19 protein-coding genes, 3 tRNA genes and 1 pseudogene are annotated in these 24,948 nt (G+C 46.9%); 8 read left to right on the top strand and 15 right to left on the bottom strand.

From position 1 onward, the window contains the following. Nucleotides 1-959 (bottom strand): efflux transporter outer membrane subunit (locus BHV83_RS08465; protein WP_286757359.1); only part of this gene is annotated, 959 nt, incomplete at its 3' end. 133 nt (nt 960-1,092) lie between these two features. Here BHV83_RS08465 and bamJ point away from each other — a divergent pair. Beyond that, nucleotides 1,093-1,494 carry a BamJ family beta-barrel-assembly machinery protein gene (bamJ, locus tag BHV83_RS08460; RefSeq protein WP_005639328.1) on the top strand — a complete coding sequence of 134 codons (402 nt, stop codon included), beginning with the start codon at nt 1,093-1,095 and terminating at the stop codon, nt 1,492-1,494. Here bamJ and BHV83_RS08455 read toward each other — a convergent pair. After that, nucleotides 1,449-2,843, bottom strand: coding sequence for an MATE family efflux transporter (locus BHV83_RS08455; protein WP_122206253.1), 1,395 nt, complete (start codon nt 2,841-2,843; stop codon nt 1,449-1,451). The genes bamJ and BHV83_RS08455 overlap by 46 nt on opposite strands. A 141-nt stretch (nt 2,844-2,984) precedes the next feature. Further along, nucleotides 2,985-5,270, bottom strand: a complete 2,286-nt coding sequence (locus tag BHV83_RS08450; protein WP_122204427.1) for an NADP-dependent malic enzyme — start codon at nt 5,268-5,270, stop codon at nt 2,985-2,987. 173 nt (nt 5,271-5,443) lie between these two features. On the opposite strand from BHV83_RS08450, the gene BHV83_RS08445 reads away from it, so the two are divergent. Next, nucleotides 5,444-5,797 carry a DUF8478 family putative metalloprotein gene (locus BHV83_RS08445; protein WP_286757355.1) on the top strand — a complete coding sequence of 118 codons (354 nt, stop codon included), beginning with the start codon at nt 5,444-5,446 and terminating at the stop codon, nt 5,795-5,797. Nucleotides 5,798-6,043: 246 nt separating this feature from the next. Continuing rightward, on the top strand, nt 6,044-8,347 hold the full coding sequence (locus BHV83_RS08440) for a TonB-dependent receptor (RefSeq protein ID WP_122204448.1): 2,304 nt from the start codon (nt 6,044-6,046) through the stop codon (nt 8,345-8,347). 118 nt (nt 8,348-8,465) lie between these two features. Here the strand turns inward: BHV83_RS08440 and BHV83_RS08435 are convergent, their stop codons facing one another. From BHV83_RS08435 to BHV83_RS08415, 5 genes and pseudogenes are all read right to left on the bottom strand, one after another. Further along, nucleotides 8,466-8,648 (bottom strand): hypothetical protein, encoded by a 183-nt coding sequence (locus tag BHV83_RS08435; RefSeq protein WP_122204428.1) that lies wholly within the window; start codon nt 8,646-8,648, stop codon nt 8,466-8,468. 256 nt (nt 8,649-8,904) lie between these two features. Next, nucleotides 8,905-9,501, bottom strand: a complete 597-nt coding sequence (yihA, locus tag BHV83_RS08430; RefSeq protein ID WP_005639345.1) for a ribosome biogenesis GTP-binding protein YihA/YsxC — start codon at nt 9,499-9,501, stop codon at nt 8,905-8,907. Nucleotides 9,502-9,566: 65 nt separating this feature from the next. After that, a complete protein-coding gene (locus BHV83_RS08425; RefSeq protein WP_119216201.1) occupies nt 9,567-11,048 on the bottom strand; it encodes a sodium:solute symporter in 1,482 nt (493 codons plus the stop codon). Between the two features lie 322 nt (nt 11,049-11,370). Beyond that, nucleotides 11,371-12,678, bottom strand: a pseudogene (locus tag BHV83_RS08420) (SpoIID/LytB domain-containing protein); the annotation flags it as partial. 71 nt (nt 12,679-12,749) lie between these two features. After that, on the bottom strand, nt 12,750-14,750 hold the full coding sequence (locus tag BHV83_RS08415; protein ID WP_122204429.1) for an OPT family oligopeptide transporter: 2,001 nt from the start codon (nt 14,748-14,750) through the stop codon (nt 12,750-12,752). A 259-nt stretch (nt 14,751-15,009) separates the two neighbouring features. Between BHV83_RS08415 and recR the strand changes: the two genes are divergently transcribed. The 3 genes from recR to BHV83_RS08400 are packed head-to-tail and all read left to right on the top strand — an operon-like array spanning nt 15,010 to nt 17,431. After that, the gene (recR, locus tag BHV83_RS08410) at nt 15,010-15,633 is read left to right on the top strand and encodes a recombination mediator RecR (protein WP_122204430.1); all 624 of its coding nucleotides are present in this window, start codon (nt 15,010-15,012) and stop codon (nt 15,631-15,633) included. Between the two features lie 49 nt (nt 15,634-15,682). Beyond that, entirely contained in the window at nt 15,683-16,840 is a 1,158-nt protein-coding gene (locus BHV83_RS08405) for a glycosyltransferase family 2 protein (RefSeq protein WP_122122297.1), read from the top strand. Between the two features lie 57 nt (nt 16,841-16,897). Beyond that, nucleotides 16,898-17,431 (top strand): GNAT family N-acetyltransferase, encoded by a 534-nt coding sequence (locus BHV83_RS08400; RefSeq protein WP_119216204.1) that lies wholly within the window; start codon nt 16,898-16,900, stop codon nt 17,429-17,431. A gap of 36 nt (nt 17,432-17,467) precedes the next feature. Here BHV83_RS08400 and BHV83_RS08395 read toward each other — a convergent pair whose 3' ends face one another. Together BHV83_RS08395 and BHV83_RS08390 are read right to left on the bottom strand one after the other, a co-directional pair. Next, nucleotides 17,468-18,064, bottom strand: a complete 597-nt coding sequence (locus BHV83_RS08395; RefSeq protein WP_122116262.1) for a YqgE/AlgH family protein — start codon at nt 18,062-18,064, stop codon at nt 17,468-17,470. A 121-nt stretch (nt 18,065-18,185) separates the two neighbouring features. Beyond that, nucleotides 18,186-19,499, bottom strand: a complete 1,314-nt coding sequence (locus BHV83_RS08390) for an aminotransferase class I/II-fold pyridoxal phosphate-dependent enzyme (protein WP_046452302.1) — start codon at nt 19,497-19,499, stop codon at nt 18,186-18,188. 139 nt (nt 19,500-19,638) lie between these two features. Between BHV83_RS08390 and BHV83_RS08385 the strand changes: the two genes are divergently transcribed. After that, nucleotides 19,639-19,715 (top strand) — tRNA-Asp (locus BHV83_RS08385). Between the two features lie 198 nt (nt 19,716-19,913). On the opposite strand, the gene BHV83_RS08380 is transcribed toward BHV83_RS08385, so the two are convergent. From BHV83_RS08380 to BHV83_RS08365, 4 genes are all read right to left on the bottom strand, one after another. Next, a tRNA-Tyr gene (locus BHV83_RS08380) sits at nt 19,914-19,996 on the bottom strand. 5 nt (nt 19,997-20,001) lie between these two features. Beyond that, a tRNA-Thr gene (locus BHV83_RS08375) sits at nt 20,002-20,075 on the bottom strand. Nucleotides 20,076-20,242: 167 nt separating this feature from the next. After that, nucleotides 20,243-20,656, bottom strand: coding sequence for a thioredoxin (trxA, locus tag BHV83_RS08370; protein WP_502687959.1), 414 nt, complete (start codon nt 20,654-20,656; stop codon nt 20,243-20,245). Nucleotides 20,657-20,810: 154 nt separating this feature from the next. Then, nucleotides 20,811-21,470, bottom strand: coding sequence for a superoxide dismutase (locus tag BHV83_RS08365; RefSeq protein WP_005639364.1), 660 nt, complete (start codon nt 21,468-21,470; stop codon nt 20,811-20,813). A 150-nt stretch (nt 21,471-21,620) separates the two neighbouring features. Here BHV83_RS08365 and BHV83_RS08360 point away from each other — a divergent pair, with 150 nt between their 5' ends. Continuing rightward, a complete protein-coding gene (locus tag BHV83_RS08360; protein ID WP_122204431.1) occupies nt 21,621-21,971 on the top strand; it encodes a hypothetical protein in 351 nt (116 codons plus the stop codon). 161 nt (nt 21,972-22,132) lie between these two features. On the opposite strand, the gene BHV83_RS08355 is transcribed toward BHV83_RS08360, so the two are convergent. Next, nucleotides 22,133-24,661 carry a glutaminase domain-containing protein gene (locus tag BHV83_RS08355; RefSeq protein ID WP_122204432.1) on the bottom strand — a complete coding sequence of 843 codons (2,529 nt, stop codon included), beginning with the start codon at nt 24,659-24,661 and terminating at the stop codon, nt 22,133-22,135. Nucleotides 24,662-24,948: the final 287 nt, after the last annotated feature.

Raw genomic sequence — 24,948 nt, 5'->3', positions numbered from 1 at the left:
CCCACCGACCCTTTGACGAAAACTTTCGGCCACCAGTCTGATTTGGAGGCGCCGAGCGATGCCGCCCGTGCGTTTACCAGGCGTTCAGCCGCCCGGATGTCCGGCCGGCGTAGTAGCAGGTTTGCGGGAATGCCGATGCCGATTGTCTCGATGTATTCCGGCAATGGCTTCCGTGTTTCCATGATTTCCCGGACGTCCCAGGGATAAAGTCCCATCAGTACGCCCAAAGCGTTTGTGTACTGGATGATTCCGGCTTCCAGCATGGGGAGAGAGGCTTTTGTGTCGTAGTAGACGGATAAGGCCTGTGCGACATCTAATTTTGAGACAAGCCCTGTTTCGTACCTTTTTTCAGTGATCTTGACGACCGCCTGTTGCGACAGGCAGTTCTTTTTGACCACTTCCACTTCCTGTTGCAGTTCCCGCAAGTTGATGTAGGCGGATGCCACCTGTGCGCAAAGGGAGACCATCACGGCGTTATAGTCCTCTTTGGAAGCTGCAAAGTTCTCCTTTTGGGCCTTTACGCGGTTGCGGATGCTTCCGAATACATCGATCTCCCAGTTCATGGACAGGGCGGCATCGCCGTATTGGGTCGTTGTCTGCGGCAGGCTGCTCGTATGGCCGCTGCTTTGTTGCCGGGTCCAGCCGGCAGCGAGTCCCAGGGTCGGCGAATAGCTGCCCTGTTGTATGCGCAGATTGGCTTTTGCCATAGCGATACGGTCTGCTGCCATCAGTACGGAGTAATTTTGCTTTACGGCTACTTCTATCAGCGAGTCCAGTGTGGGATCGTTGAAGTTTTTCCACCACTGGTCGTCTACCGGTAATGTCTGTTGAAAATCACTGTCGTTTTCCTGCCACGCTTCCGGTAATGCGTGATCCAGGTATTTGTGCTCTTTCTGTGCAGGCAACGTTATCGGCAAGGACAGGCAAAGCACAGCATAACACCATGTACGTATATGCATAACTTTTTTGTTTAGATTTAGCCATTAAAGAACAGACTTGCCGTATAATTGTTTGCCTCTTTTTATTTCTTTCTGTTTATTTTAATAGGTGGGATGCTTTGTATCTTTGCCACGAAATGAAATGAGAATAACAATGGGAAAGAAAGAAGAATATAAAGAAAAGAATCTACGGTTTTTAGAAGAAGTGGCTACCGGTGAGGGAGTCGTCAAGCTCCCTTGTGGTGTGTTGTATAAGGAGATAGAGAAAGGGACCGGTGTGGTTTCACCGGAACTGACGGATGTCGTCTCTGTCCATTACCGTGGAACGCTGGCCAACGGACGCGAGTTTGATAATTCCTGGAAACGGGGATGTCCGGAGGCATTCCGCCTCAATCAGGTGATCGAAGGATGGCAGGAAGCGCTCCGGCGGATGCATGTGGGAGACCGTTGGATGATTTATATCCCGTATACATTAGGTTACGGGACACGTACATCCGGTCCGATCCCCGGTTATTCCACACTGCTGTTCGAAGTCGAACTGTTGGGGATTGCATAATTTTCCTTAAGGCTCTTTTTCAGTTTCCGATAGACATATATGAATGCCGGGACGAGGAAGAGGTCTGCTGCTATCCAGGCGGTCGGATCGCCAAAGCAAACAGCTAAGAATCCGAATATCGGTACGGCATAGATACTGACCAGTGTGCGTGCGATCATTTCGGAAACTCCGGAAAGCATCGCCAGATTGGTGTATCCTGCGCCTTGTATGGTGTAGCGCAGGATACAGAGCAGCCCTAAGATCGGAAAGAAATAGCAAGAAACGTGTAGGAAGAGTACCGTGTTTTTAAGTATTTCCGTTTCCGAAGCGTCTACGAACAGCAATGATATCTTGTCGGAGGCCGACATCAGTATTGTAAAAGTGAAGACGGCATAGATCATCATCAGCAGCGAGCTGGCTTTGATCCCCTGCCAGATGCGTTCGGGTTTTCCGCCTCCGTAGTTTTGCCCCGTATAGGTAGCCATCGCTATACCTAAGCTTTCAAAGGCACAGATAAAGAACATCTTGATTCTCATTGCTGCTGTGAATGCGGCTACACAAGCTGTTCCCAAAGCGTTATTGGCACTTTGAAGCAAGATGCTGCCGATTGCCGTAATGGAGAATTGAAGTCCCATAGGTACTCCGATATATAAAAGATTTTTAGCCAGTGGAAAGCGGAATTTGCGGTCGTCAGCCGTCCCTTTCAGGACCGGAAAATGCTTGTACATATAAAAATAACAGAGAAGTGCCGACACACCTTGTGACACGACGGTGGCGATACCAGCTCCTAACACGCCCCATCCCAACACGAGGATGCAGAACAGGTCGAGCACGATGTTCAATACGGTAGAGAACAGCAGGAACCAAAATGGTGTTTTACTATCGCCGAGTGCACGTATGATGCTGGACAGCAAGTTGTAGAAGAACGTACAAGGTACTCCGATAAACGTTACGAGCAGATAATAGTAAGCTCCGTGAAAAATATTTTTCGGAGTCTGCATACTTCTCAGGATATCTGCACAGTATACGCTTGTCAGAACCGCAATGACGATCGACATTAGGGCTGCCAATTGTAAACTGACCGTCACGTACCGTCGCATTGTCTTGTAGTCTCTCGCCCCGAATTTCTGTGCCACCGGAATCCCGAACCCGCAACAACACCCGTTGCAAAATCCTAAAATCAGGAATACGACCGAAGTGCTTGCCCCGATTGCTGCCAGATCATTGATCCCTAAGAATTTTCCAACGATAGCGGCATCCACAAGCGAGTAGGTTTGTTGCAATATATTTCCGAGCAACAGGGGGAAGGTGAAATTGAGAATAAGCGGCAGGGGAGCACCCTCCGTCATTTCTTTAGTAGTAGTTGCCATAAATGTGATACCTAAACAATTTTGGGAGACAAAGATAGAGAAAAGGATGGGAAGTTGTTCCGATAAGCGTATACAGATAGCAAAAAAATAGCGATGAAACTTCAATGCCTCATCGCTATTTTTTTATTAAGCTTAATCGAGTTATTCTCCTTTTTCGATCTGTTCCTGTACGATCGCATCTACGACAGCGACAGTCGTCAGGTTCAGGATGTCACGCGTAGAACTTTCCACGTCGGTGAAGTGGATCGGTTTGTTCAAACCCATCTGGATCGGGCCGATCGTTTCGCTGATGCCGAGTGTGTCGAGCAACTTGTAAGCACTGTTGGCAGAACTCAGGTTCGGGAAGATCAGCGTGTTGACATCTTTGCCTTTCAACTTGTTGAACGGATACATGTCGTCACGCAGTTTCTTGTCCAGAGCGAAGTTGACCTGCATTTCTCCATCTACCATCATGTCCGGATAGTTTTTGTGCAGATAGTCGATCGCGTCGTGGACCTTCAGCGGGCTACCCTGCTTGTCGGAACCGAAGTTGGAGTAGGACAACATCGCCATAACCGGTTCGTGTGCGAAGAATTTCACAGCATCTTGAGTCAGGCGGGCGATATCGATCAGTACTTCTGTCGACGGATGGCGGTTGATCAGCGTGTCGGCAATAAAGAACGTACCTTTCTTGCAAGTCAGGATATTCAAAGCACCGAAATGTGTGTAAGACGGACGGATACCGATGATCTGCTCTGCCATTTTGGTCACTTCGGAATAGCGGCTGTAAACGCCTGTCACGAAAGCATCGGCATCGCCTGTCGCAACCATCATCATACCGAATGCGTTGCGGTCGACCATCTTTTCGCAGGCTTCCGCATACGTGACACCTTCGCGGGCTTTTTTCTCAGACAGGATCTTGGCATAACGATGGCGGCGTTCTGTCTCGCGGTCGTGACGAAGGTTGACGATTTCGATCCCTTCGAGGCTGATATTTTCTTCGGCTGCGATCTTTTGCAGGCGTTCTTCGTTGCCTAAAAGGATAGGGATGCAGATACCTTCGGCTTTCGCTTCGGCAGCGGCTTTCAGCATATTGCCGTGGTTGGCTTCTGCAAATACCACCCGTTTCGGGTTGGCTTTAGCCATATCGGTGAACGAACGGAGCAGCTTGTTGTCATATCCCATCATTTCGCGCAAGTGGTTGGCATATCCTTCCCAGTCGGTGATCGTCCGGCGGGATACGCCCGAGTCAATGGCTGCTTTGGCAACGGCACAGGAGACACGAGTCAGGAGTCGTGGGTCGAGCGCTTTCGGCAGGATGTAATCGCGTCCGAAAGTCGTCCGTTTCAGTTTGTAGGCAGCATTCACGACGTCGGGAACCGGTTCTTTGGCAAGTCCGGCGATTGCGTAAACGGCTGCTAATTTCATCTCTTCGTTGATTGCTTTGGCGTGTGTGTCCAATGAGCCGCGGAAAATATAAGGGAATCCTAATACATTATTGATCTGGTTCGGATAGTCGGAACGGCCTGTGGCAAAAATAATATCGTCGCGTGAGGCCATTGCATCGGCATACGAGATTTCCGGATTCGGGTTGGCCAAAGCGAACACGATCGGGTTCGTATTCATGGAGCGGACCATATCTTGAGTCAACACATTGGCGACCGATAATCCTAAGAACACGTCAGCTCCGACGACGGCTTCCGTCAATGTCTTGATGTCGCGGTCGGTAGCGAAGAATTTCTTGGATTCGTTCAAGTCCGTGCGATGTGTGGAGATAACCCCTTTGCTGTCGCACATGATGATGTTTTCCTTCCTTGCCCCCAACATTATATATAGTTTCGTGCAAGAGATGGAAGCGGCTCCGGCGCCATTCACCACGATCTTCACGTCCTCGATCTTCTTCCCTGCGATCTCCAGCGCGTTGATCAAGCCTGCGCCGGAGATGATAGCTGTCCCGTGCTGGTCGTCGTGCATGACTGGAATATCCAGTTCTTCTTTCAGGCGTGTTTCGATCTTGAAACATTCGGGAGCTTTGATATCTTCAAGGTTGATGCCTCCGAAAGTGGGTGCGATGGCCTTTACCGTTTCGATAAATTTGTCAGGGTCTTTCTCGTTCACTTCGATATCGAATACGTCGATACCTGCAAAGATCTTGAACAACAGTCCTTTTCCTTCCATCACCGGCTTGCCGGCCAACGGACCGATATCTCCTAATCCTAATACGGCGGTACCATTCGAAATAACGGCAACCAAGTTTCCTTTAGAAGTATATTTGTAAGCATCCAACGGATTCTTTTCGATTTCCAGACAGGGTTCGGCAACGCCGGGCGAATAAGCCAGCGACAAATCCATCTGGGTACTATAGGGCTTGGTGGGAACGACTTCTATCTTTCCCGGCTTGCCTTCCGCATGATAGCGAAGTGCTTCTTCTTTAGTGATCTTAGCCATAGATTATTTTATAGTTTTTAATTTGTTGTTTGTCTTTCGAAAATTGCACACAAAAGTAACAAATTATTATGAATATGGTGTCGGTCGCTTACATTTAGTTGCTCGAATTTTGTGTGTTTGCTGGTCTCGGCTATTTGTTTTATCTTCGCACCTTTAATTTAATAGGGGGGAATGTGAAACAGACAATGGCTAAATATATGAAATGGCTGCTGCCGGCACTTTTTATAGTGTACTACAGTAGTATTTCTTTATTTATGCACGTCCATGTCGAGAATGGCACGACGATTGTCCATTCGCATCCATTCGAGAGAGCGGCAGACGGCACCTACCATCATCACTCGTCTCTTTCGGAAATCCAGTTGTTCCATTTGCTGACGACTGTTCATGTGCAGGATGGAGCCATCCATTCGCTGCTTCTACAAATTTATGTTACACCGAATTATAAAATAATTGATAATCCGGTCTATCCGGATTATTTGGTCCCTGTCTTAGGGAAACTGTCTCTCCGCGCTCCTTCTTTTGTCTGATAAAATAGCGTCTGTCCGTTAGTGGAGTATCAAAAAGCTTTCACCTTCTGAAAGATAGTAAAAATAAAGTTTCAGTTTGTTTCATATAGGTGAAACTTTATTTTCCCTGGTAGGAAACTTTATTTTCCATTGCATGAAACAAAATTTTCGTGCAATGGAAACAGCTGTTGTCTGCAAGGCTTTCCAGCGGCAGATGCATAAGGTGTGTATTTGTTTTTTAATCATTATTTTATCAAAACAAACGAAATGAATAAAATTATTATACTTATACTGTGTCTGTGCTGTGCCTTTACGATCGCGCGGGCGGAGGAGGGTCCTGCCTTGAATCCATCGGACGCGAACATTGTCGGTCATGTGGTGGACCGGAAAACCGGCGAACATTTGTCCTTTATTACGATCTTTTTGAAAGGGACGACTATCGGGACTTCGACTGACGGCACGGGGCATTATTATCTGAAGAACCTGCCGGAAGGAGAGTTTACGGTCGTGATGAAGACGATGGGCTATAAAACGATCGAGACGCCCGTGATGTTGAAAAAAGGTAGGACGTTGGAAATTAACTTTGAGGTGGAAGAAGAAGCCTTGTCTTTGGATGGAGTCGTGGTTTCGGCCAACCGGAACGAGACGACTCGGCGTATGGCTCCGTCGCTTGTGAACGTGCTGGATTCGAAAATGTTCGAGACGACGCATGCCACTTCGCTTGCCGACGGGCTGAACTTCCAGCCGGGCGTGCGGGTGGAAAACAATTGCCAGAACTGCGGTTTCCAACAGGTGCGTATCAATGGACTGGAAGGTCCTTACACGCAGATATTGGTGGATAGTCGTCCCATATTCAGTGCACTGACGGGTGTGTACGGCCTCGAACAGATTCCGGCCAATATGATCGAGCGTGTCGAGATCATGCGTGGTGGCGGTTCCGCTCTTTTTGGTTCTTCTGCGATTGCAGGTACGATAAATATCATTACAAAAGAGCCTTTGCGCAACTCAGCCCAGATTGCCCATTCGCTGACGATGATCGGAGGAAGTCGCCCGGACAATAACACGACCTTGAATGCTTCTTTGGTGACAGACGACCATAAAGCCGGCGTCTATCTTTTCGGGCAGAGCCGTCATCGTTCAGCTTACGATCATGACGGAGACGGCTTCTCCGAACTTGGCCAGTTGGAAGCCCGAACAGTCGGTTTCCGTTCTTATCTGAAGACAAGCACCTATTCTAAACTGGGTTTCGAATATCATAATATAAGCGAATATCGTCGTGGTGGCGACCAGATTAACCGACCGCCTCATGAAGCGTGGGTGGCAGAACAGACAGATCACAGTATCAATGGCGGTGGTCTGAAGTTCGATCTGTTCTCCAAAGATTATAAACATCGCCTGAACGTCTATACTTCTGCGCAGCATACGAACCGGAAGAGTTATTACGGGACTAATCGTAATCCGGATGCATACGGGCATACGACGGACATGACGGTTGTTGCCGGTTCGCAGTATTCCTATTCGGTTGATAAATGTTTGTTTATGCCAGCAGAATTTACCGGCGGCCTGGAATATAATTTTGACGAGCTAAAGGACGAAATGTTAGGATATAATCGTATCGTGGACCAGACGGTTCATATCGGTAGCCTGTTTTTGCAGAACGAGTGGAAGAATGAGAAATGGAGCTTTCTGATCGGCGGTCGTTTCGACAAACATAATCTGATCGATCATCTGATCTTTAGTCCGCGTGCGAATGTCCGTTTCAATCCGACCGAGGACATCAATCTTCGTTTATCTTATTCGAGCGGTTTCCGTGCTCCGCAGGCGTTTGACGAAGATTTGCATGTGGCGGCCGTCGGTGGTGAAGTGGCGATTATCCAGCTTGCTGAGGACTTGAAAGAGGAGAAGTCCAAGAGTATCAGTGCCTCGGCAGATTTCTATCATCGTTTCGGTCCGGTTCAGTTGAACCTGTTGGTGGAAGGTTTTTATACGGATCTGAGCGATGTGTTCTTCTTGCAAGAAAAAGGGCATGACGATCAGGGAAACCTGATTATGGAACGTCGCAATAAGGATGGAGCCCGCGTGATGGGAGTCAATTTGGAAGGAAAGATGGCGTATGCCTGGCTGCAACTTCAGGCGGGTGCCACCATCCAGCGCAGCCGTTATAAAGAAGCCGTTACTTGGAGTGAGACAAACCCGGATCTGCCGGCACAGAAAAAAATGTTCCGTACGCCGGATGTGTACGGTTATTTTACCTCCACCTTTACTCCGGTCAAACGTCTGGCTATTTCTTTCACTGGTACTTATACGGGAACCATGCTGGTTCAACATCTGGCCGGCTATATTCCGGAAGACCGGGAAGAGAAAACGCCTGATTTCTTTGATTTGAATATGAAGGTCGCTTACGACTTTCCTTTGTATAAATCGGTGACTTTGCAGGTGAATGCCGGAGTACAAAACATATTCGAGGCCTATCAGAGTGATTTCGATCAAGGCAAGGACCGTGACTCCAAATATATCTACGGTCCCGGAATGCCGCGCAGTTATTTTGTGGGGTGTAAAATCAGCTATTAAACGGTGAAAAAAGAAAAGTCCGGTAAGGGTTTGGTGTCTTTACCGGACTTTTTTATTTCGATCATTTGTCAGAATCCCGTTGACGAATTTGTCCGCTGTATTTATTCCTATATTTTTCTTATGCCAGGCATAGATTGCTCGTGCTTCTTTTCTTGCTGTCCGATTCCATCTTTCCTCGTTGGAGATCGTGGATAAGCCTTTTGACATTCTTTTTTACCTTGGCAAAACTTTTGTTGTCAAGACCGGTAATTGGGTTGAACAGCCTGAGACGTTCTCCTTGTAAATTCAATGTATTATTCATATTTTTATTTATTTAGGTTTTGTAATGTTCAAAAATGTAGCTCTTTTTCAGCAGGAAAGAAATTATTTCATAGCAAATTGACTTGATGGGACCGTTAAAGCGTGGAGATAGTAGTACGGTGGCTGGTCAACTGTACTCAGCGGGGTGTTGCCCCCTCGAAGCTGGTATAGCTATGCCGGCTTCGGTAAAGTTGTTGGCGATTTCCATACCACCCGTACCTCTTATCACCCCAAGTTGCGATTGAGCGTTCTAAATTCTATAGACTTTTATTGATCTCGTCGATGTAATTAAGGATTTTATCCCTTCCTTCTTTCTTCTCGGAAGAGGAGAGGAGGATGGGGGGAAGTTCTTCCCATGATTCTAATAATTTCGTCTGGTAGACTTTCAGGTTTTCCTGCAAACGACCTTTACTGATTTTGTCGATCTTTGTGAAGATGAGAGAAAAGGGGATTTCGTTTTCCCCGAGCCATTCCATAAACTCCAAGTCGATCTTTTGCGGTTCGTGGCGACAGTCGATCAGGACAAACAGATTCGTGAGTTGTTCGCGTTCCAAGATATAATCTTCGATGATCCGTTGGATATTTTCGCGTCCCTCTTTTCCCCGCTGGGCAAAACCATAGCCAGGGAGATCGACCAAATACCATTGTCCGTTGATGAGGAAATGGTTGATAAGCAACGTTTTTCCCGGTTTCTGCGAGGTCATGGCAAGCCCTTTTTTTCCAGTTAGCATATTAATAAGGGAGGATTTGCCAACATTGCTACGCCCGATAAAAGCGTATTCCGGCAGGTCACCTGTGGGACATTTTTTTACGTTTGTGTTACTGATAACAAATTCTGCACTTTTGATTTCCATTGAAACGGTGTTTTAAATAGACAATTGACAATTGACAATTGAATGTCTCTTGCCATCGTCGCTTGTCATGTGTTAATACTCTTTTTTCTAATTGTCAATTGTCCATTGCCAATTGAACTAAGCCACAATCCCCCAAACGTGATAGCCCCGTTTAGCATCAACATCTCATAGCCGAAAGCATATCCCGTATGCTGTTTCACTAAATAATCTGTCAGGAAACAGAGCAAAGGAGAGACGATACAAATGTAAGGAACAAATTTGTCACGAGGATGTTTTTTTGTAAATAACCCGAATACAAAAAGGCCGAGTAGCGGACCGTATGTATAGGACGCGATCATATAAATGGCATCGATCACGCTCCGGTTATTGATTGCCTTAAATGCAAGTATGATGATAGCAAAAAGGATGGAGATCATTAAATGGACTACCAATCGGGTACGTTTGGCAGATTGTGCCTTTTCCTTTTCGACCCCTAAAATGTCAATGCAGAAAGAGGTCGTAAGGGCTGTCAAGGCAGAATCTGCACTGCTGAACGCTGCCGCGATGATACCGATTGTGAAGAAGATCAGGATCGAATGTCCCAATATGCCGGAGGTGCAGAACATTGGGAGGATATCGTCGTTCAATGCGGGCAGTTCGATCTGTTGCTGCGATGCAAGCGTTAGCAATAGGACGCCAAGCGAAAGGAACAAGAAATTAACCGGTGTGAAAGCAAAGCCATAAGTGTACATATTCTTTTGTGCGTCTTTCAAACTCTTGCAGGAAAGGTTTTTCTGCATCATGTCTTGATCGAGGCCGGTCATTACGATGGTGATAAAGATGCCGCTAAAAAACTGTTTCATGAAATGTTGTGTGCTGTGCCAGTCTCCGAACTCGAAGATACGGAAGTGCTGGCTGGCTTGCAAGGTCTGCACCATGCCTGCAAAATCCAGTTGCATCTTGTCTTTCACCTGCCAGATAATTACGATTAGCATGGCGACTAGGCATAACGCCTGAAGTGTGTCTGTCCAGATGATTGTTTTGATACCACCCCGATAGGTGTAGAGCCAGACTAGGAAAATACTGATAACGACTGTTACGGCGAAAGATATGTTCCAGTACGCGAAAACATAATGTTGCAGGATCAACACAACTAAATAGAGCCTCGCCGCCGCCCCTACGATCTTGGACAGAAGGAAAAAGGAAGCCCCTGTTTTATAACTATGCTGCCCGATCCGGTCATCCAAATACGAATAGATGGAAGTTAGTTGCAGCTTATAATAAAGTGGTAGTAACACTTTGGCAATCAGTATATATCCAAAAAAGAACCCTAAAACCGTCTGCATATAGGTCATGTCTATGCTGCGTACCATCCCCGGAACAGAAACGAATGTGACACCTGAAAGCGATGTCCCGACCATTCCGATTGATACGATGTACCAAGGTGATTTACGGTTACCAAGGAAAAACGCTTCATTGCTTGAGCTCTTCCGCCCTGTGATCCAGGCAATCAGTAGAAGGATTCCGAAATAAGCGACTATAATAAAGAGGATGATATAGCTATTCATGATTTGTTCTTAATTTTAGGCAAAGATGCGGATAAAAAATGAAAACGATCTGTAATATTTCTCGATTCATCGGTGAAATTTTTGTTTTCGTAGGAAAATTTGGGCTTTTTGTATATTTTGTTTTGCGTATGTTATTAATTTCTTGTTCCTTTGTATCAGCTGGAGCTCGGGAGAGTCAAGGCGACCGGTTTACAAAACCGGAGACAAATAGGTAAACACAATAAAGAAGAAGGTGTGTCAAAATTCTCACCTTCTTTTTTATGCCCAAAGCCCCGACTTTCACAAGCTGGGGCTTTGTTATAACCTGAAGATTTTGTATCTTTCGTTTTTCAATAGAAGCTCCAGAAAAGTAATGGGAGAGAATCTGCCGGTAATCATATCCTTCGCCTGCCATCATGGCGGCCCCGATCTGGCATAGCCCTACGCCATGTCCCCAACCGGCGCCGGTCAGGACGAAACGTCCGGGGATATCGAATTGTATATCTTCTTTGTCCACGACAAAAGCCGAGCTGTACAGATGTGTTTTGGACAAGGTCCGGCGTATCTCCAATTCTTTGCCGATGGTAAAGGTCCGATGTGTCCCGACAATCTTCAGCATTTCAATACGGCCGGAAGTTCCTCGGTTGACGGGAACCAAATCCAGAATCTGACCGAAATCAATACCGCTTTTACGATGGATCAGTTCGGCTAATTCTTCCTGTTTGTAGAATACTTTCCAGCGATAAAAATCTGTCGTCTCCTGATCGTAGTTGTTCAACACTTGGCAGAGGATCTTTTTGTCGGCTGTATTGCAAAAAGCGTTAGGAGCAGAGTGAATCCATTTCCGGGCCTCTTCTTCCTGAGTGAGGTCCGGAAAAGTTGTTTCCCGACTGTCCCTCAATGCTGTCAGGTAAGAATGGGGGATCGGTTCCCAGCAATGTTCGAACTGTTCCGTCACACCTCCGCAACATTTGGAAAAGCGGGCATCGCAGATCGTTTCGCCATTCACCAGTATTTCTCCCCTTGTCTCGTGGATCACCTCTTGGACGATCGGGTTGGAAGCACGGGTAATTCCTTGGTAGCGCTGACAATGGTCGTCGGCACAGACATCGAAAATGTTATGGTCTTCGCGGTCGTACCAGCGTATCAGTTGCTCGTTATCCCGGTAACAGTTTTGCTGCTTCTCCTCTTTCCTTCCCAGGCGGAAGTTCTTTTCGATCTGTGCGAGCAGCCAGCTGCGTGAAATGACGGCATGTGCCTTTAACAGTTCCTTCGAAGCCTGCGCGCTCATTTCCGAAGAAATGACGCTGGTCAGATATTCTTCCACATCCACTTGGTTGATGACTACAATTCCATTTTCGCCAGTCACCAGGTTGAAAGCCCCTTTGAAACATTGGTCTTCTTGCCGTTGCCAATGGAAGTTACGGCCTATGGTGACTGCCTTCAATTCGAAAGACGAGGAAGGGGAAGCCGGTTCAAAGAATATTTCTTTAAACAACCTCCCGTTGTAAACGATATTGCCGTTTACAAATAACGCGCGTTGTTCCCCAGTCAGGAACTTTCCGGTTTCCGTATGTACATACTCTCCATGAAATACAAACGAAACGGCCTTTTCCGTCATAATGCCGACGTTGACTACTGGTGCTTCCAATGCTTTTATGATTTATGATTTCAGATTTATGATTTATCATCGACGCATAATTCATAAATCTGAAATTATTATTATTTTTCTTCCTTTGCTTTTAACGAACTACTTGCCAAGTAGGCGATTAGCAGGATGTACATCACGATGGCCAGTACCCCGGCTGAATTACTTTCCATCCATTTGATATCGACTAGGTTGATGCCGGCGAAACGCATGGCTGCGCTGACGACTCCCATCAAGGCTCCGCCTGCGATGAAACCGGATGCCAGCAGAGTTCCTTTTTCCAGACGTACACTGTTCAGAGCTTGGTCTTTGCTACGGCTTCCTACATACCAGCTGATGGCGCCTCCGATCAGCAACGGCGTGTTCAACTCCAGTGGAATGAACATGCCTAATGCAAATGCCAATGCCGGAATTTTACAGAAGTTTAGGATGATGGCCAGTACGGCTCCTATGGCATACAGTGCCCAGGGAGCGCCCGAGCCGCTCATCAATGGCTCGATAACCGCCGCCATTGCATTGGCTTGCGGAGCGGCGAGTTGCCCGCTTGTGAAACCGTATGTCTGATTCAGGATCAGGATTACACCGCCTACAGTTGCTGCCGATACCAGGGTTCCGAGGAATTTCCAACTTTCCTGCTTGGCTGGTGTGCTGCCGATCCAATATCCGATCTTCAGATCTGTGATAAAACCGCCGGCCATGGAAAGCGCCGTACATACCACACCTCCTATAATCAGTGCCGATACCATGCCGGCTGTCCCTTTCAGCCCGACGGCAACCAGAATAATAGAAGCCAAGATCAAGGTCATCAATGTCATGCCTGATACGGGATTGGTCCCGACGATGGCAATCGCATTGGCGGCAACGGTTGTGAAAAGGAAAGCGATTATACCGACGATCAACAGCCCGATCAATGCGTAGTACCAGTTGTCCAGCACGCCGAAGTGAAAAAACAGGTACGTCACGATCAACGTTGCGAAGATGCCGATAGCGATCACTTTCATCGAAAGGTCTTTCTGTGTACGGATCTCTTCCGTTTGCACGATTCCCGTTTTTCCTTTCAGCTCTTTGGCTGCCAACCCTACGGCTCCTTTGATGATCCCCCATGAATTGATGATCCCGATCACACCGGCAGTCGCAATGCCTCCGATACCGATGTGGCGGGCGTAGGTGGTGAAAATCTCTTCCGCACTCATGCTTCCTACTGTCTGCGTAATGGCGTCATTGCCGAATGTCAGTACTTCGGAGCCGAAAATGGCAGACATCAACGGGATGATTACCAACCATACCAGGAATGAGCCGGCACAGATAATGGCCGAATATTTCAATCCGATGATATAGCCTAAACCCAACACTGCTGCACCGGTATTCACCTTGAACACGACTTTTGCCTTGTCAGCCAGCATCTCGCCGACACCGACGATGCGCGTGCTGACTGTCTCGCTCCACCAGCCGAAAGTCGCGATGATGAAGTCGTACAGACCTCCGACCAGACCCGCATAGATAAGCGGCTTTGCCTGGTTGCCTCCCTTCTCGCCGGACACCAATACCTGTGTGGTGGCAGTCGCTTCCGGGAATGGATATTTGCCGTGCATGGTCGATACGAAATACTTCCGGAACGGGATCAGGAGCAGGATACCGAGGATGCCGCCCAAGAGCGAACTCATGAATACTTCGAAGAAATTGATCGTGATCTCTGGATACTTGTCCTGCAAGATGTAAAGGGCGGGCAGCGTAAATATGGCGCCTGCCACGATCACGCCGCTGTTTGCCCCGATGGACTGGATAATGACATTTTCGCCAAGCGCGTTTTTACGTTTGAACCCGCTGGATAATCCGACTGCTATGATCGCGATCGGGATGGCGGCTTCGAATACCTGTCCAACTTTCAGTCCGAGGAAAGCCGCTGCCGCACTGAACAGGACGGCCATGACGAGTCCCCAGAATACGGACCAAGGGGTTACTTCCCGATACTGTTTGTCGGGCGATAGGATGGGTTTATATACCTCACCTTCTTTCAGTTCTCTGTAGGCGTTTTCCGGTAGCCCGCTCACCTTTTCTTCATCTTCTTTCTTCACGGTGTTTATATTTAGTTAGAATTATCGGATATATCATCGCAAAGCTACATTATTTCTTGGTAAGAAACAAGTGCATTGTTTATGAGGAAGTAGCTGCCGGTATAGGAACATTTGACGGTAGAATTTCATCTTATAAGTTGTCCGCTTGGTGGCGGACGATCGTTTGCCATTAAGCGGACAACTTATGCAATATAGAGAAAAAGCTAATATATAAGGGAGATTTTACTTATCTTTGCGGTGGAAGAAGATAAACAAACGAATGAATCAAAAATATCCATCAGCCTTATTGGAAAATGCAGTGAACGAATTGTCGTCATTGCCGGGAGTGGGGCGGAAAACAGCACTTAGGCTGGCGCTCCATATGCTTCGCCGTGATGTCGGTTACACGGAAGGGTTTGCGTCCGCGCTGTTGGCACTTCGTCGTGATGTCAAATATTGTAAGGTCTGCCATAATATATGCGACGATGACGTGTGTGCTATCTGTATCGACTGCCAGCGTGATCATTCTACGATCTGCGTGGTCGAGAATATCAAGGAAGTGATGGCGATCGAAAACACGGGGCAGTTCCGCGGTGTTTATCATGTCTTGGGCGGTATTATTTCGCCGATGGACGGGATAGGTCCAGGTGATTTGCAGATCGACAGCTTGGTACAGCGGGTTGCCGGAGGAGAAGTGAAGGAAGTCGTTCTGGCACTCAGTACGACGATGGAGGGCGACACGACGAATTTTTTCATCTACCGCAAGCTCTCTTCCTATGATGTGAAGATATCGGTCATCGCCCGCGGTGTCTCTATTGGCGACGAAATCGAATATGCCGATGAGATAACGTTGGGGCGTTCCATCGTGAACCGCACCAGCTTCAACGACTCCATCAAACTATAACAGAGTTATAATTTAAGATTTACGCAGCATTGATAAATCATAAATCCCCATGAAACTCTCAATTATAATTGTCAACTACAACGTAAAATATTTTCTCGAACAGTGTCTCTGTTCCGTGCGTGCTGCCATAGCAGGGATGGAGGCGGAAGTACTGGTTGTCGATAATCATTCGGCCGACGGTTCGGTCGAATATCTTCGCCCGCGTTTTCCGGAAGTCACTTTTATCGAGAATAAGGATAATCCGGGGTTTGCCAAAGCGAATAACCAGGCGATCCGGATCAGTAGCGGAGAATATGTCCTTCTGCTGAACCCCGATACTGTGATAGGCGAAGAAAGCGTGCGTTCTCTTTGTTTCTTTATGGACGAACACCCGGAGGCGGGAGGAATCGGGGTGAAGATGTTGGACGGGCACGGTGTTTTCTTGGCGGAGAGTAAACGGAGTTTTCCCTCTCCTTGGGTGTCTTTCTGCAAGATATTCGGATTGTCGAAATTGTTTCCTTCTTCACGCCTGTTTGCCCGTTACAGCCTGCCGTATTTGAATAAGGAGAAGCAGCATAAGGTCGAAGTTCTGGCGGGCGCTTTCATGTTTCTTCGCCGTAAGGCGCTAGATAAAGTGGGACTGTTGGATGAGTCTTTCTTTATGTATGGCGAAGATATCGATCTGTCTTACCGGATCGTGCAGGGAGGCTATGTGAATTATTATATTCCTGAACGTATCCTTCATTATAAAGGAGAGAGCACGAAGCATGGCGATATCAAATATGTGAAAGCCTTTTATGGGGCCATGCTGATATTCTACCGGAAATATTATCCGCATTCCGGTTGGCTGATGAGCATGCTCATCCGTTTGGCTGTTCTGTTGAAAGCATCCCTTTCCGTTGCCGGCGGTATGTTGGGGTTGAAACGAAAACCCCGGGCGAAACATCGTCGCCTACTGGTGCTTTGTCGGGAAGAAGAGTTTGAAAAGGTGAAAGCAGCCTGTGTGAAACGGATGCCAGATCTGGAATATGTCAATCTTTGGAATCTGAATGAAGAGCGTGTGATGGATGCTATCTGTCGTCGCAATCAGATGAAGCGCTTTACCGATTTGGTATTCTGCTACCCGGATGCCCGTTTCGAGCAGATGCTTTTATTGATGGACAAGGTGGCCGATAAAAGGATCAACTATCATATAGTTATTAATGGAGAATTGATAATTGACAATTGAAAATTGCGTTGAGCGATTTCTTATTGTTAATTGTCAATTGTTAATTGTCAATAAAAAATGAACTTACTTCAAAACAAGACAGTCTGCCTTCGCGCCCCGGAACCGGAAGATTTGGAATTGCTCTATTCGTGGGAAAATAATCCCGAATGGTGGGAGATTGGGAACACGTTGGCGCCTTATTCCCGCTATCTGTTGAAAGAATATATAGCAGAATCTCACCGGGGTATATTTGATTTGAAGCAATTACGCCTGATGATCGACCTTTGTTCCACGGGCGCAACGGTCGGTATGCTGGATTTATATGATTTCGATCCGCATCATCGCAGGGCGGGAGTCGGCATACTGGTCGATCCGCTTTACCAGAAGAACGGACTGGCGACAGAAGCGTTGGAGTTATTGGCCGAATATGCTTTTTCTTATTTGAAGTTGCATCAACTCTTTGTGCATATCCCGATAGATAACGAACCCAGCAAAGCCCTTTTTGCCCGTTGCGGCTTTACCGTGACAGGTATACTGACAGACTGGATAACGACTAAAGATGGTTATTCGGACGTCTTGACGATGCAGAAAATCAATGAGAGGAATTTGTGATTTATAATTTATTATCGACATGTAAATCATAAATCTTTAGTTCAGCGAGGGTTCTTTCGGGTATTTGGTCCACGTTTCATATTGGCTTCCGAGCGATTCGAGCGATTTTTTCCAGAAGCCTTCACCTTCGGCAAGTAGCACATTCCGGTTGGATGCATGACTTACGACCCATGAATTTTGATCTATTTCATTGTGCAGTTGTCCTTCCTGCCACCCGGAGTAGCCTAAGAAAAATTTCACTTTCCCGTCGACAGAGTGTCCGTTCTGGATATAATGTATCAATGCGCTGAAATCGCCGTCGAAATAGAGGTGATCGTTTATCTTAAGGGAGTTAGGGATGATTAGATCTCCTAAAGAATGAATGAAGAACAGGCGGTTGGCACTGACTGGACCGCCTAAATAGATCGGCATTTTCGGAAATCCCTGTAAATCAGCAAAAAAGGTGTTGACTGATAGCTCTGTTTTCTTGTTTAATACAAAGCCCATCGAACCCTCCTGAGTATGTTCTACCAATAGTACGACGGAACGTTGGAAGTAGGCGTCTTGTAAAAAAGGTTCTGATATCAAGATGCTTCCTTGGGCCGGAAGCACGTCATTATGAGTTATCTTGAATATGTTGTTATACATTGCCATGACAGAGGATACTTGCTGGTTAATAAAACAGCGACAATATATAGCTTTTGGTTTAAACAAACAAATGAAAAGCCGAGCTTTCATGTTAATGAGTCATAAATAAAAGCCCGGCCTGTGTTAATTATGCGGTGTGATTCTCTTTGAATAGCTTCAGGCGCTCTTCGAGCAGGGCATATTGATGCGGTTTGATAAAAGATGTACAAGCGCGTAGGCCTTCTTGGTTACTACCTGTCGTGCTTAATGAAATGGCGCTTACACCGTAATAAATAAGTTCTTCCATCAGTTCTCCTCCTGTCATTCCCGGATAGGCGATCGTGAAATAAAATCCGTCTGCGATCGGTTCGTCTAGGTCATGGTCGTAGACGATCCGGAAACCATAATCGGTAAAGATCTTTTTTAATCTTTCTGCTCGGCGTCCGTATTCTTTTACTTCCGAAATAAAATCGAACGTTCCGTCTGCCGCAGCTTTGAACATGGCTGCCAATGCGAACTGCGCCGAATGGCTCGTGCCGGACGACAGGGCATATAATACGCGGTGAATGTATACAGTTCCGAACGTTCCTCCTCCGTAGCGCTGTGTCAGTCCGGGATAGGCTTGGTGATACAGTTTGTCGGAGATTGCCGTGACGCCGATGCGCTGGCCGGCATAGCTGAATGCTTTTGAACCTGAAATTTGTAAAATGTAATTATCCGTATAACGGGCAACGGTTGCCTGGAAAGGCGCTTCAAACGGCTTGCCCAACGGTTTCCGGAAGTCCATAGCGAAGTAGGCCAGGTCTTCGATCACGATCGTGTCATATTTGTTTGCCATGTCTCCGATGATCTTCAGCTCTTCTTCCGTCAGGCAGAACCAGGCCGGATTGTTGGGATTGGAGTAGATCATGGCTGCGATGTTGCCTTTGGAGAGATATTGTTCCAGTATGTCCCGGAGTTTTTCGCCCCGGTATTCGTACACGTCGAACGATTCGTATCTATAGCCCATGACTGTGATCTGCTGCTTCTGGACAGGGAACCCCGGATCGATAAAGAGAATCGTGTCCTTTCCCGGCGTACATTGTCCGCAAACGAGAAACGATGCGTATGTCCCCTGCATGGAGCCGGTTACGGGAACGCAGCCTTCCGGCGCAATATCGATATCGATAAATGCCTTGATAAAACGAGATGCTTCCGCTTTTACATCGGATGTGCCATTGATATTCGGATAGATAGAGGCGACGCCATCTTGAAGAGCTTTGATCTCGGCATCGACACCGACTTGGGCTGCTTTCAGTCCGGGAACACCCATTTCCATATGGATAAATTCTGTTTTAGTCTCTTGTTCAAGTTGTGTGGATATGGCAACGACCTCGCGGATCGTCGCTTTCCCGAAATCGGGAAGTCCGTAGCCATCTATAATCTTTCTGGCTGTCTGATAATCTACCGGAGTATTCTTCATGATTGTTATTATTTATATGAAAGGCAAAAGTAGAAAAATAATCTATCCGACGTAAATTTTTGCTGTGAAACTATTGCAAGATTCAAAATAATATATACCTTTGCATCGCAATCGAGAGAGATTGCAGGATAAAAGTTATGGTTCGGTAGTTCAGCTGGTTAGAATACATGCCTGTCACGCATGGGGTCGCGGGTTCGAGTCCCGTCCGGACCGCCAGAAACAAAAGTCTTTGGTTCATTGTGAATCAAAGACTTTTTTATTTTAATCCAAGGGGTCGAGATTCTGTTGAAAATGATTTGCACCTGCCCAAAAATGAAACCTTTCAGGTGAAGGACGGAATGAAAGTTATGAGGCTATGAAGTGAGTATAAAAACAAAAAAGACCTGAAAGATTTTCTTTCAAGTCTTTTTTTTGTGGGCAGTGATGGATTCGAACCACCGAAGGCGAAAGCCAGCTGAGTTACAGTCAGCCCCATTTGGCCACTCTGGTAACTGCCCTTTTGAGCCTCTTGTCGGATTCGAACCAACGACCCCGAGATTACAAATCACGTGCTCTGGCCAACTGAGCTAAAGAGGCATTCATTTTTTATCAGTATCAATCTCTCTCGATTGCGGGTGCAAAGGTACGTATTATTTTTTAATATGCAATAGTTTGGGGGCATAATGTGTAATATTTTTTTTCTAAAAACTCTCCGAACTCTGTTCGGAACTCGGAGAGGACTTCCTGTTTATGTTGGGATATTGTTATTCTTTCTTCAAAAGTACCTCATTTATAGCTTTTTTGAAGTCGGCCTTTCCCATTGCCCCTTTTGCCATCTGCGGTTGCCCGTTCATTGGGCAGAAAAGGAGGGAGGGAATACTTCTGATACCGAAAGAGGCGGCCAATCCCTCTTCTTTTTCCGTATCTACCTTATAAATATCGATTTTTCCGGCATATTCTTCTGCTAATTCTTCTAAGATAGGAGCGACCATCTTACAAGGTCCGCACCAGGTGGCATAGAAATCCACGATACAAGGTTTGTCTCCTTTGTACACCCACTTGTTGGGGCTGGCTTCGTAGTTCGCTACTTTTTTCAGAAATTCCGTTTTTGTCAATTCTTGTACTTTCATGTTTATTTTCCTTATTAATTGAGGTTTATATTCTTGTTTATTGATTATATAACAAAGGTATGCTATTTATTCCATACCGTTATTGGACATTTTTCCCTTATAATTGGAAATATTACTATATTGCTTGAGTTCCAGTCATATTGTAAATAAAAAAGCCGTCCGGTATGTTGCCGGGCGGCTTTTATCTGGAGTTTAAAGAGCTTTAATATCTTTTGCCAACGGTATCCCAATCGATGATTTTCCATAAAGCGTTCAAATGATCGGGACGGCGGTTCCGGTAATCCAAATAGTAGGCATGTTCCCACACATCGAATCCCAGAATCGGTTTCAATCCGTGAGCAACCGGATTGCTACCGTTAGCTTCTTTGGTAATTGAGAGTTTTCCGTCTTTATCTTTAGCCAGCCATACCCATCCTGAGCCGAATAGACCGGTTCCGGCAGCTACGAATTCCTTCTGGAAGTTCTCGAACGATCCCCAAGTCGCGTCGATCGCTTTGGCGAGGGCGCCGGTCGGTCTGCCACCGCCATAGGGGGAGAACTGGGTGAAGTACAAATTATGATTAAGCGTCTGTCCGGCATTGTTAAAGATAGCACCGTCGGATTCTGCCACGATCTGTTCTAATGTAGCGTTTTCGAACTTGGTTCCCTGAATGAGGTTGTTCAGGTTATTTACATAAGTCTGTAAATGTTTGCCATGATGGAACTCAATCGTTTCTTTACTTATAACCGGTTCCAGCGCGTTGGCTGCATAGGGTAACTGGATTAATTCAAATTTCATAACTTTTTCTTTTTTATCTGTTATTTGACTATTATTACTATTATTTGTTATCAACAATAATAAACTGAGACATAATGTAAGCATAATCAATCTGTTTTATGTTGTTTCTACTATTCTAACATTCCCTGCTCGAAATTTGTTCATAGAATGAAATGCATATTATTTATCGCGGGATAGACTTTATCTATGAACGGAATGTACTATCTTCGCCAACCAATTAAAATAAACACAATAATGACAAAAATTCAGGAAACACTGGTTGCGTTGCCAGAGGAAAAGAAAGCTCTGTTTATCCCGGCTTTCGGAGATGTGGACAAGTTTTATACGACCGTTTATCTGATTGCCCGAAACGAGCATGTGACGGAGCTGGAAAAACCGGACCGTTACGAAGACCGCTTGCAGGTGATCCGCCAGATTCGTGGCAAGGTGGAGAAGTTGGTGAGTTCTTTCGGGTTAGACGGCTCTGAGATCGTGGCAGATATCGCCAGCGATTATTTTGAAGATTACGTGAATTATAAGGAACCGGATATCCGGATGGCGAATGAAGAGTTTCTCGGTATCATACAGAAGGTAGCGAGGGAGTGAGAAGAATTATGATGGAAGTGTGTCGAAACCTCCTTGTCCCTGCACTTGATGCGGGGCCGCAAAAGGACAGACCTTATCAATCAGATTTTTATAGGGTCGGTTTTAATGCGATCCCACATCAAGCGCGGGAACAGGATAGTTTCGACACACTACCATCATAATTACTTCTTCAGCCGTTTTTCCAGCAATCGCATATAGTAGCCGCCGACGACTGAACGGGCCTGGAATCCACGTTGTGTTCCGTCGGAAGTGTAATGCCAGTCGCTCAACGGGACGCGTGAGGTCGTTTCGTTGGCGTATTTCCAGACCGGAAGCATGAACGTTTCAAAATCGGCCGTATTGCCGGTCAGGCAGGCACTCCACAGAATCCAGTCGGATTTGGTATAATCTTCGCGGTTGTCCAGCGGCAGACCATATTTGTTTTGTCTGGTCTTGTAGTAAGCTGTTTCTGTTTCAGCTATTTCCGAAGGGAATATATTCAGATCTAACAAGCGGTCCCAAACCAAATTATATTTCTGACTCCATGTACCGGACTTATCGAAAGTCAGCTTATAGTGATCCCCGTCTTTTGCCATCGAAATCCATTTGCCAGCCATTTCACGAGCTGTCGCCAGATAAGAATCCGCTATTTCCTTCTTTCCCAACATTCCGGCCATCTTGCCGTAGCCGGCTACACCCATGATGGCCTTGATGGACAGGTTGGTGTTGTGAGCGAAATGACCGGCGAAATCGTCCGTACATAACTGGTTGTCCGGGTCAAGCCCCTCTTTTTTCAGGTAATCGGCCCAGGTTGTCAAAACATCCCAATGTTTGGCCGCATAATCCGCATTTCCTTCGATTATCGCAATGGCTGTCGCGAGGATCAGCATATTGCCGGATTCTTCGACCGGCATATCGCCGCCGTAGGTCTGTCCGTTAGCCTGCGGATACGTGCCGACATCGTGTGAGGGGAAAGGCTTGTTCCATCTGCCACTTTCGCTGTAGTAAAAGATCGGGTTCATCATCCCCTTCAGGAGCTCGGGGTTATAGCATAAGAACATCGGTGCCGAAGGGTAGGTGATATCGACCGTCCCGATCGAACCGTTGCTGAAATTCTCTTTCGACAGGAATAGCAGGTTGCCTTCCTTGTCTGTCACTAACTTATGGGCGGAAATGGCCTGGCGATAGGCCAGGGCGCACAGCTCGGCATATTTTTGTCCGCCGGCGGCCGCTGTTTCCTGCATCAGGCGTCCGTCGAAGTCCGCACACCGTTTCATCATTCCGGCATACTCTTTCTGGCCTTTGGCGAAGGCATCGAAAATGTCCGTCTGCCCGTTGTGCTTCCAGTATGCCATCCGGTTGTCATTGAAATACTGGATCGCATACAGATCGTCATATCCGATCAACAAGTGCCCTGACACGGTCTTTTCGTTTACCTTGCCCAGGTTGTCGGAGTAGGCGAGGACCGTCATCTGTTTTTCCATATCCGGAGACACATTCTCCGCTTTGCCGGACAGTCTGCCGTCGGCCATGAATGCTTTCTTGGCAGCGTAATATTCGTCAATGGCGACTGTCACGTCCGGAGATTGCGCGGCTGAAAGATAGAAATAGCCCCAGTCGATGCGAAGGTCGTCTCCCTTCTTGCCCAAAACTTCCTGGTCGACAGAGCCGGTCTTTAGATAGACATACCCGTCTTTTTCGATCTTTTCGAAGGTGACAGGTTGATCTGTCGTGTTTACAGCCCATTGAGGGGTCGCTTCGAGGTATAACTGGACTTCGTGTGTCCGACCATCTAACGAACGGGCCTGATACGTGATATAATTGTACGGGGCGGTCATGGCCTCCAGGTCGTCCATCAGCATCGGAGCAGTGAAGATCAAATCCAGTTCGACAGGGCCGCATTCGAACGTATAGTACGTCTGTGTCGGCATGACGGTGGTCGCCGTCTGGACCGCTTTATTGTCAAACGTGTCTCCCCGTTTTACCTTCTTCATGATTCCCATGTCCACGTATGCACCTCCTCCGTTGTTGCGGCAGTGGGCAGCCAGGATGTTCCCCGTCGGTTTGAGCGTGTTGGCCACTTCCTGCGGGATTTCCTTCAGCAGGTCGTAATCCAACCCGTTGCCGGTTACGGCCACCTGCTTACCGTTGATGTACAACTCGATGTTGTCGTCGTGCGAATATAGCAGGAACAGATCTTCCTTATCCGTCCCCTCAGGCCAGTCGAACGAGCGGCGTACCCAGATGTCGCCGTCTTGCCAGGGAGTGGAGCGATACGGATTATCGTCTGTCCCGAATGCCGCCTTGCCTGTTTTCCAGCCTTTTGTCTCGTAATCGACGGCGGTCCATTCTCCCTCCGGCAGCTCGAATGTGTAGGTCGCCTCCCATAAGCCGGCAGCCGCCGTACCGATAACCGGCGTCACCTCTACTTTGTCCGCTCCCATGAACCGGTATGAAACACCGTCTACACGCAGGCTTCCCAATAGCGGGAAGTTACGGCCGGTCCAGTGGCGCACGCTTTCTTCGTTCAGGCGGTCGGCAAACGACCAGGCGCTGGTGTACGGGTCGATCGTTACCAGCGGTGTTGCCGGCGCCCGTAATTCGTTTTTGGCAGCAGGGGCATATACTTCGTTTGCGATACGCGTGTTCGACGAACAAGCACTCAGCAAAGCGACCGTACAAGCCGATAGCAGCATGATTTGTCTTTTCATTTTGTCTTTACCTTAATTATTATTGATGATTTTAAATAATCTTTCCCTTTTTCGGTTGCCCGAAATTAAAAATAAAAAGCGATAGTCGGAAGCAACAAAGTTCTGCTACCGGCATATTGCAAGATTATTGAAAGCATTTGCATGATTTTTAAAATATCAAAATGTCATTACGACCCCATGTAAATCGGATTAGTACCCCATATATTTGGAATTACTATAGCGGGTGATATTTTTTAACGTTTCTATTTAAACTGGGGAGTGGCTGTTTTGCTGACGAAATGATATCG

It is taken from the genome of Parabacteroides sp. merdae-related_45_40 (genome assembly GCF_001915675.1).
Note: the sequence above shows the minus strand (reverse complement) of the source record. Positions and strands in the feature narration are given on the sequence as shown.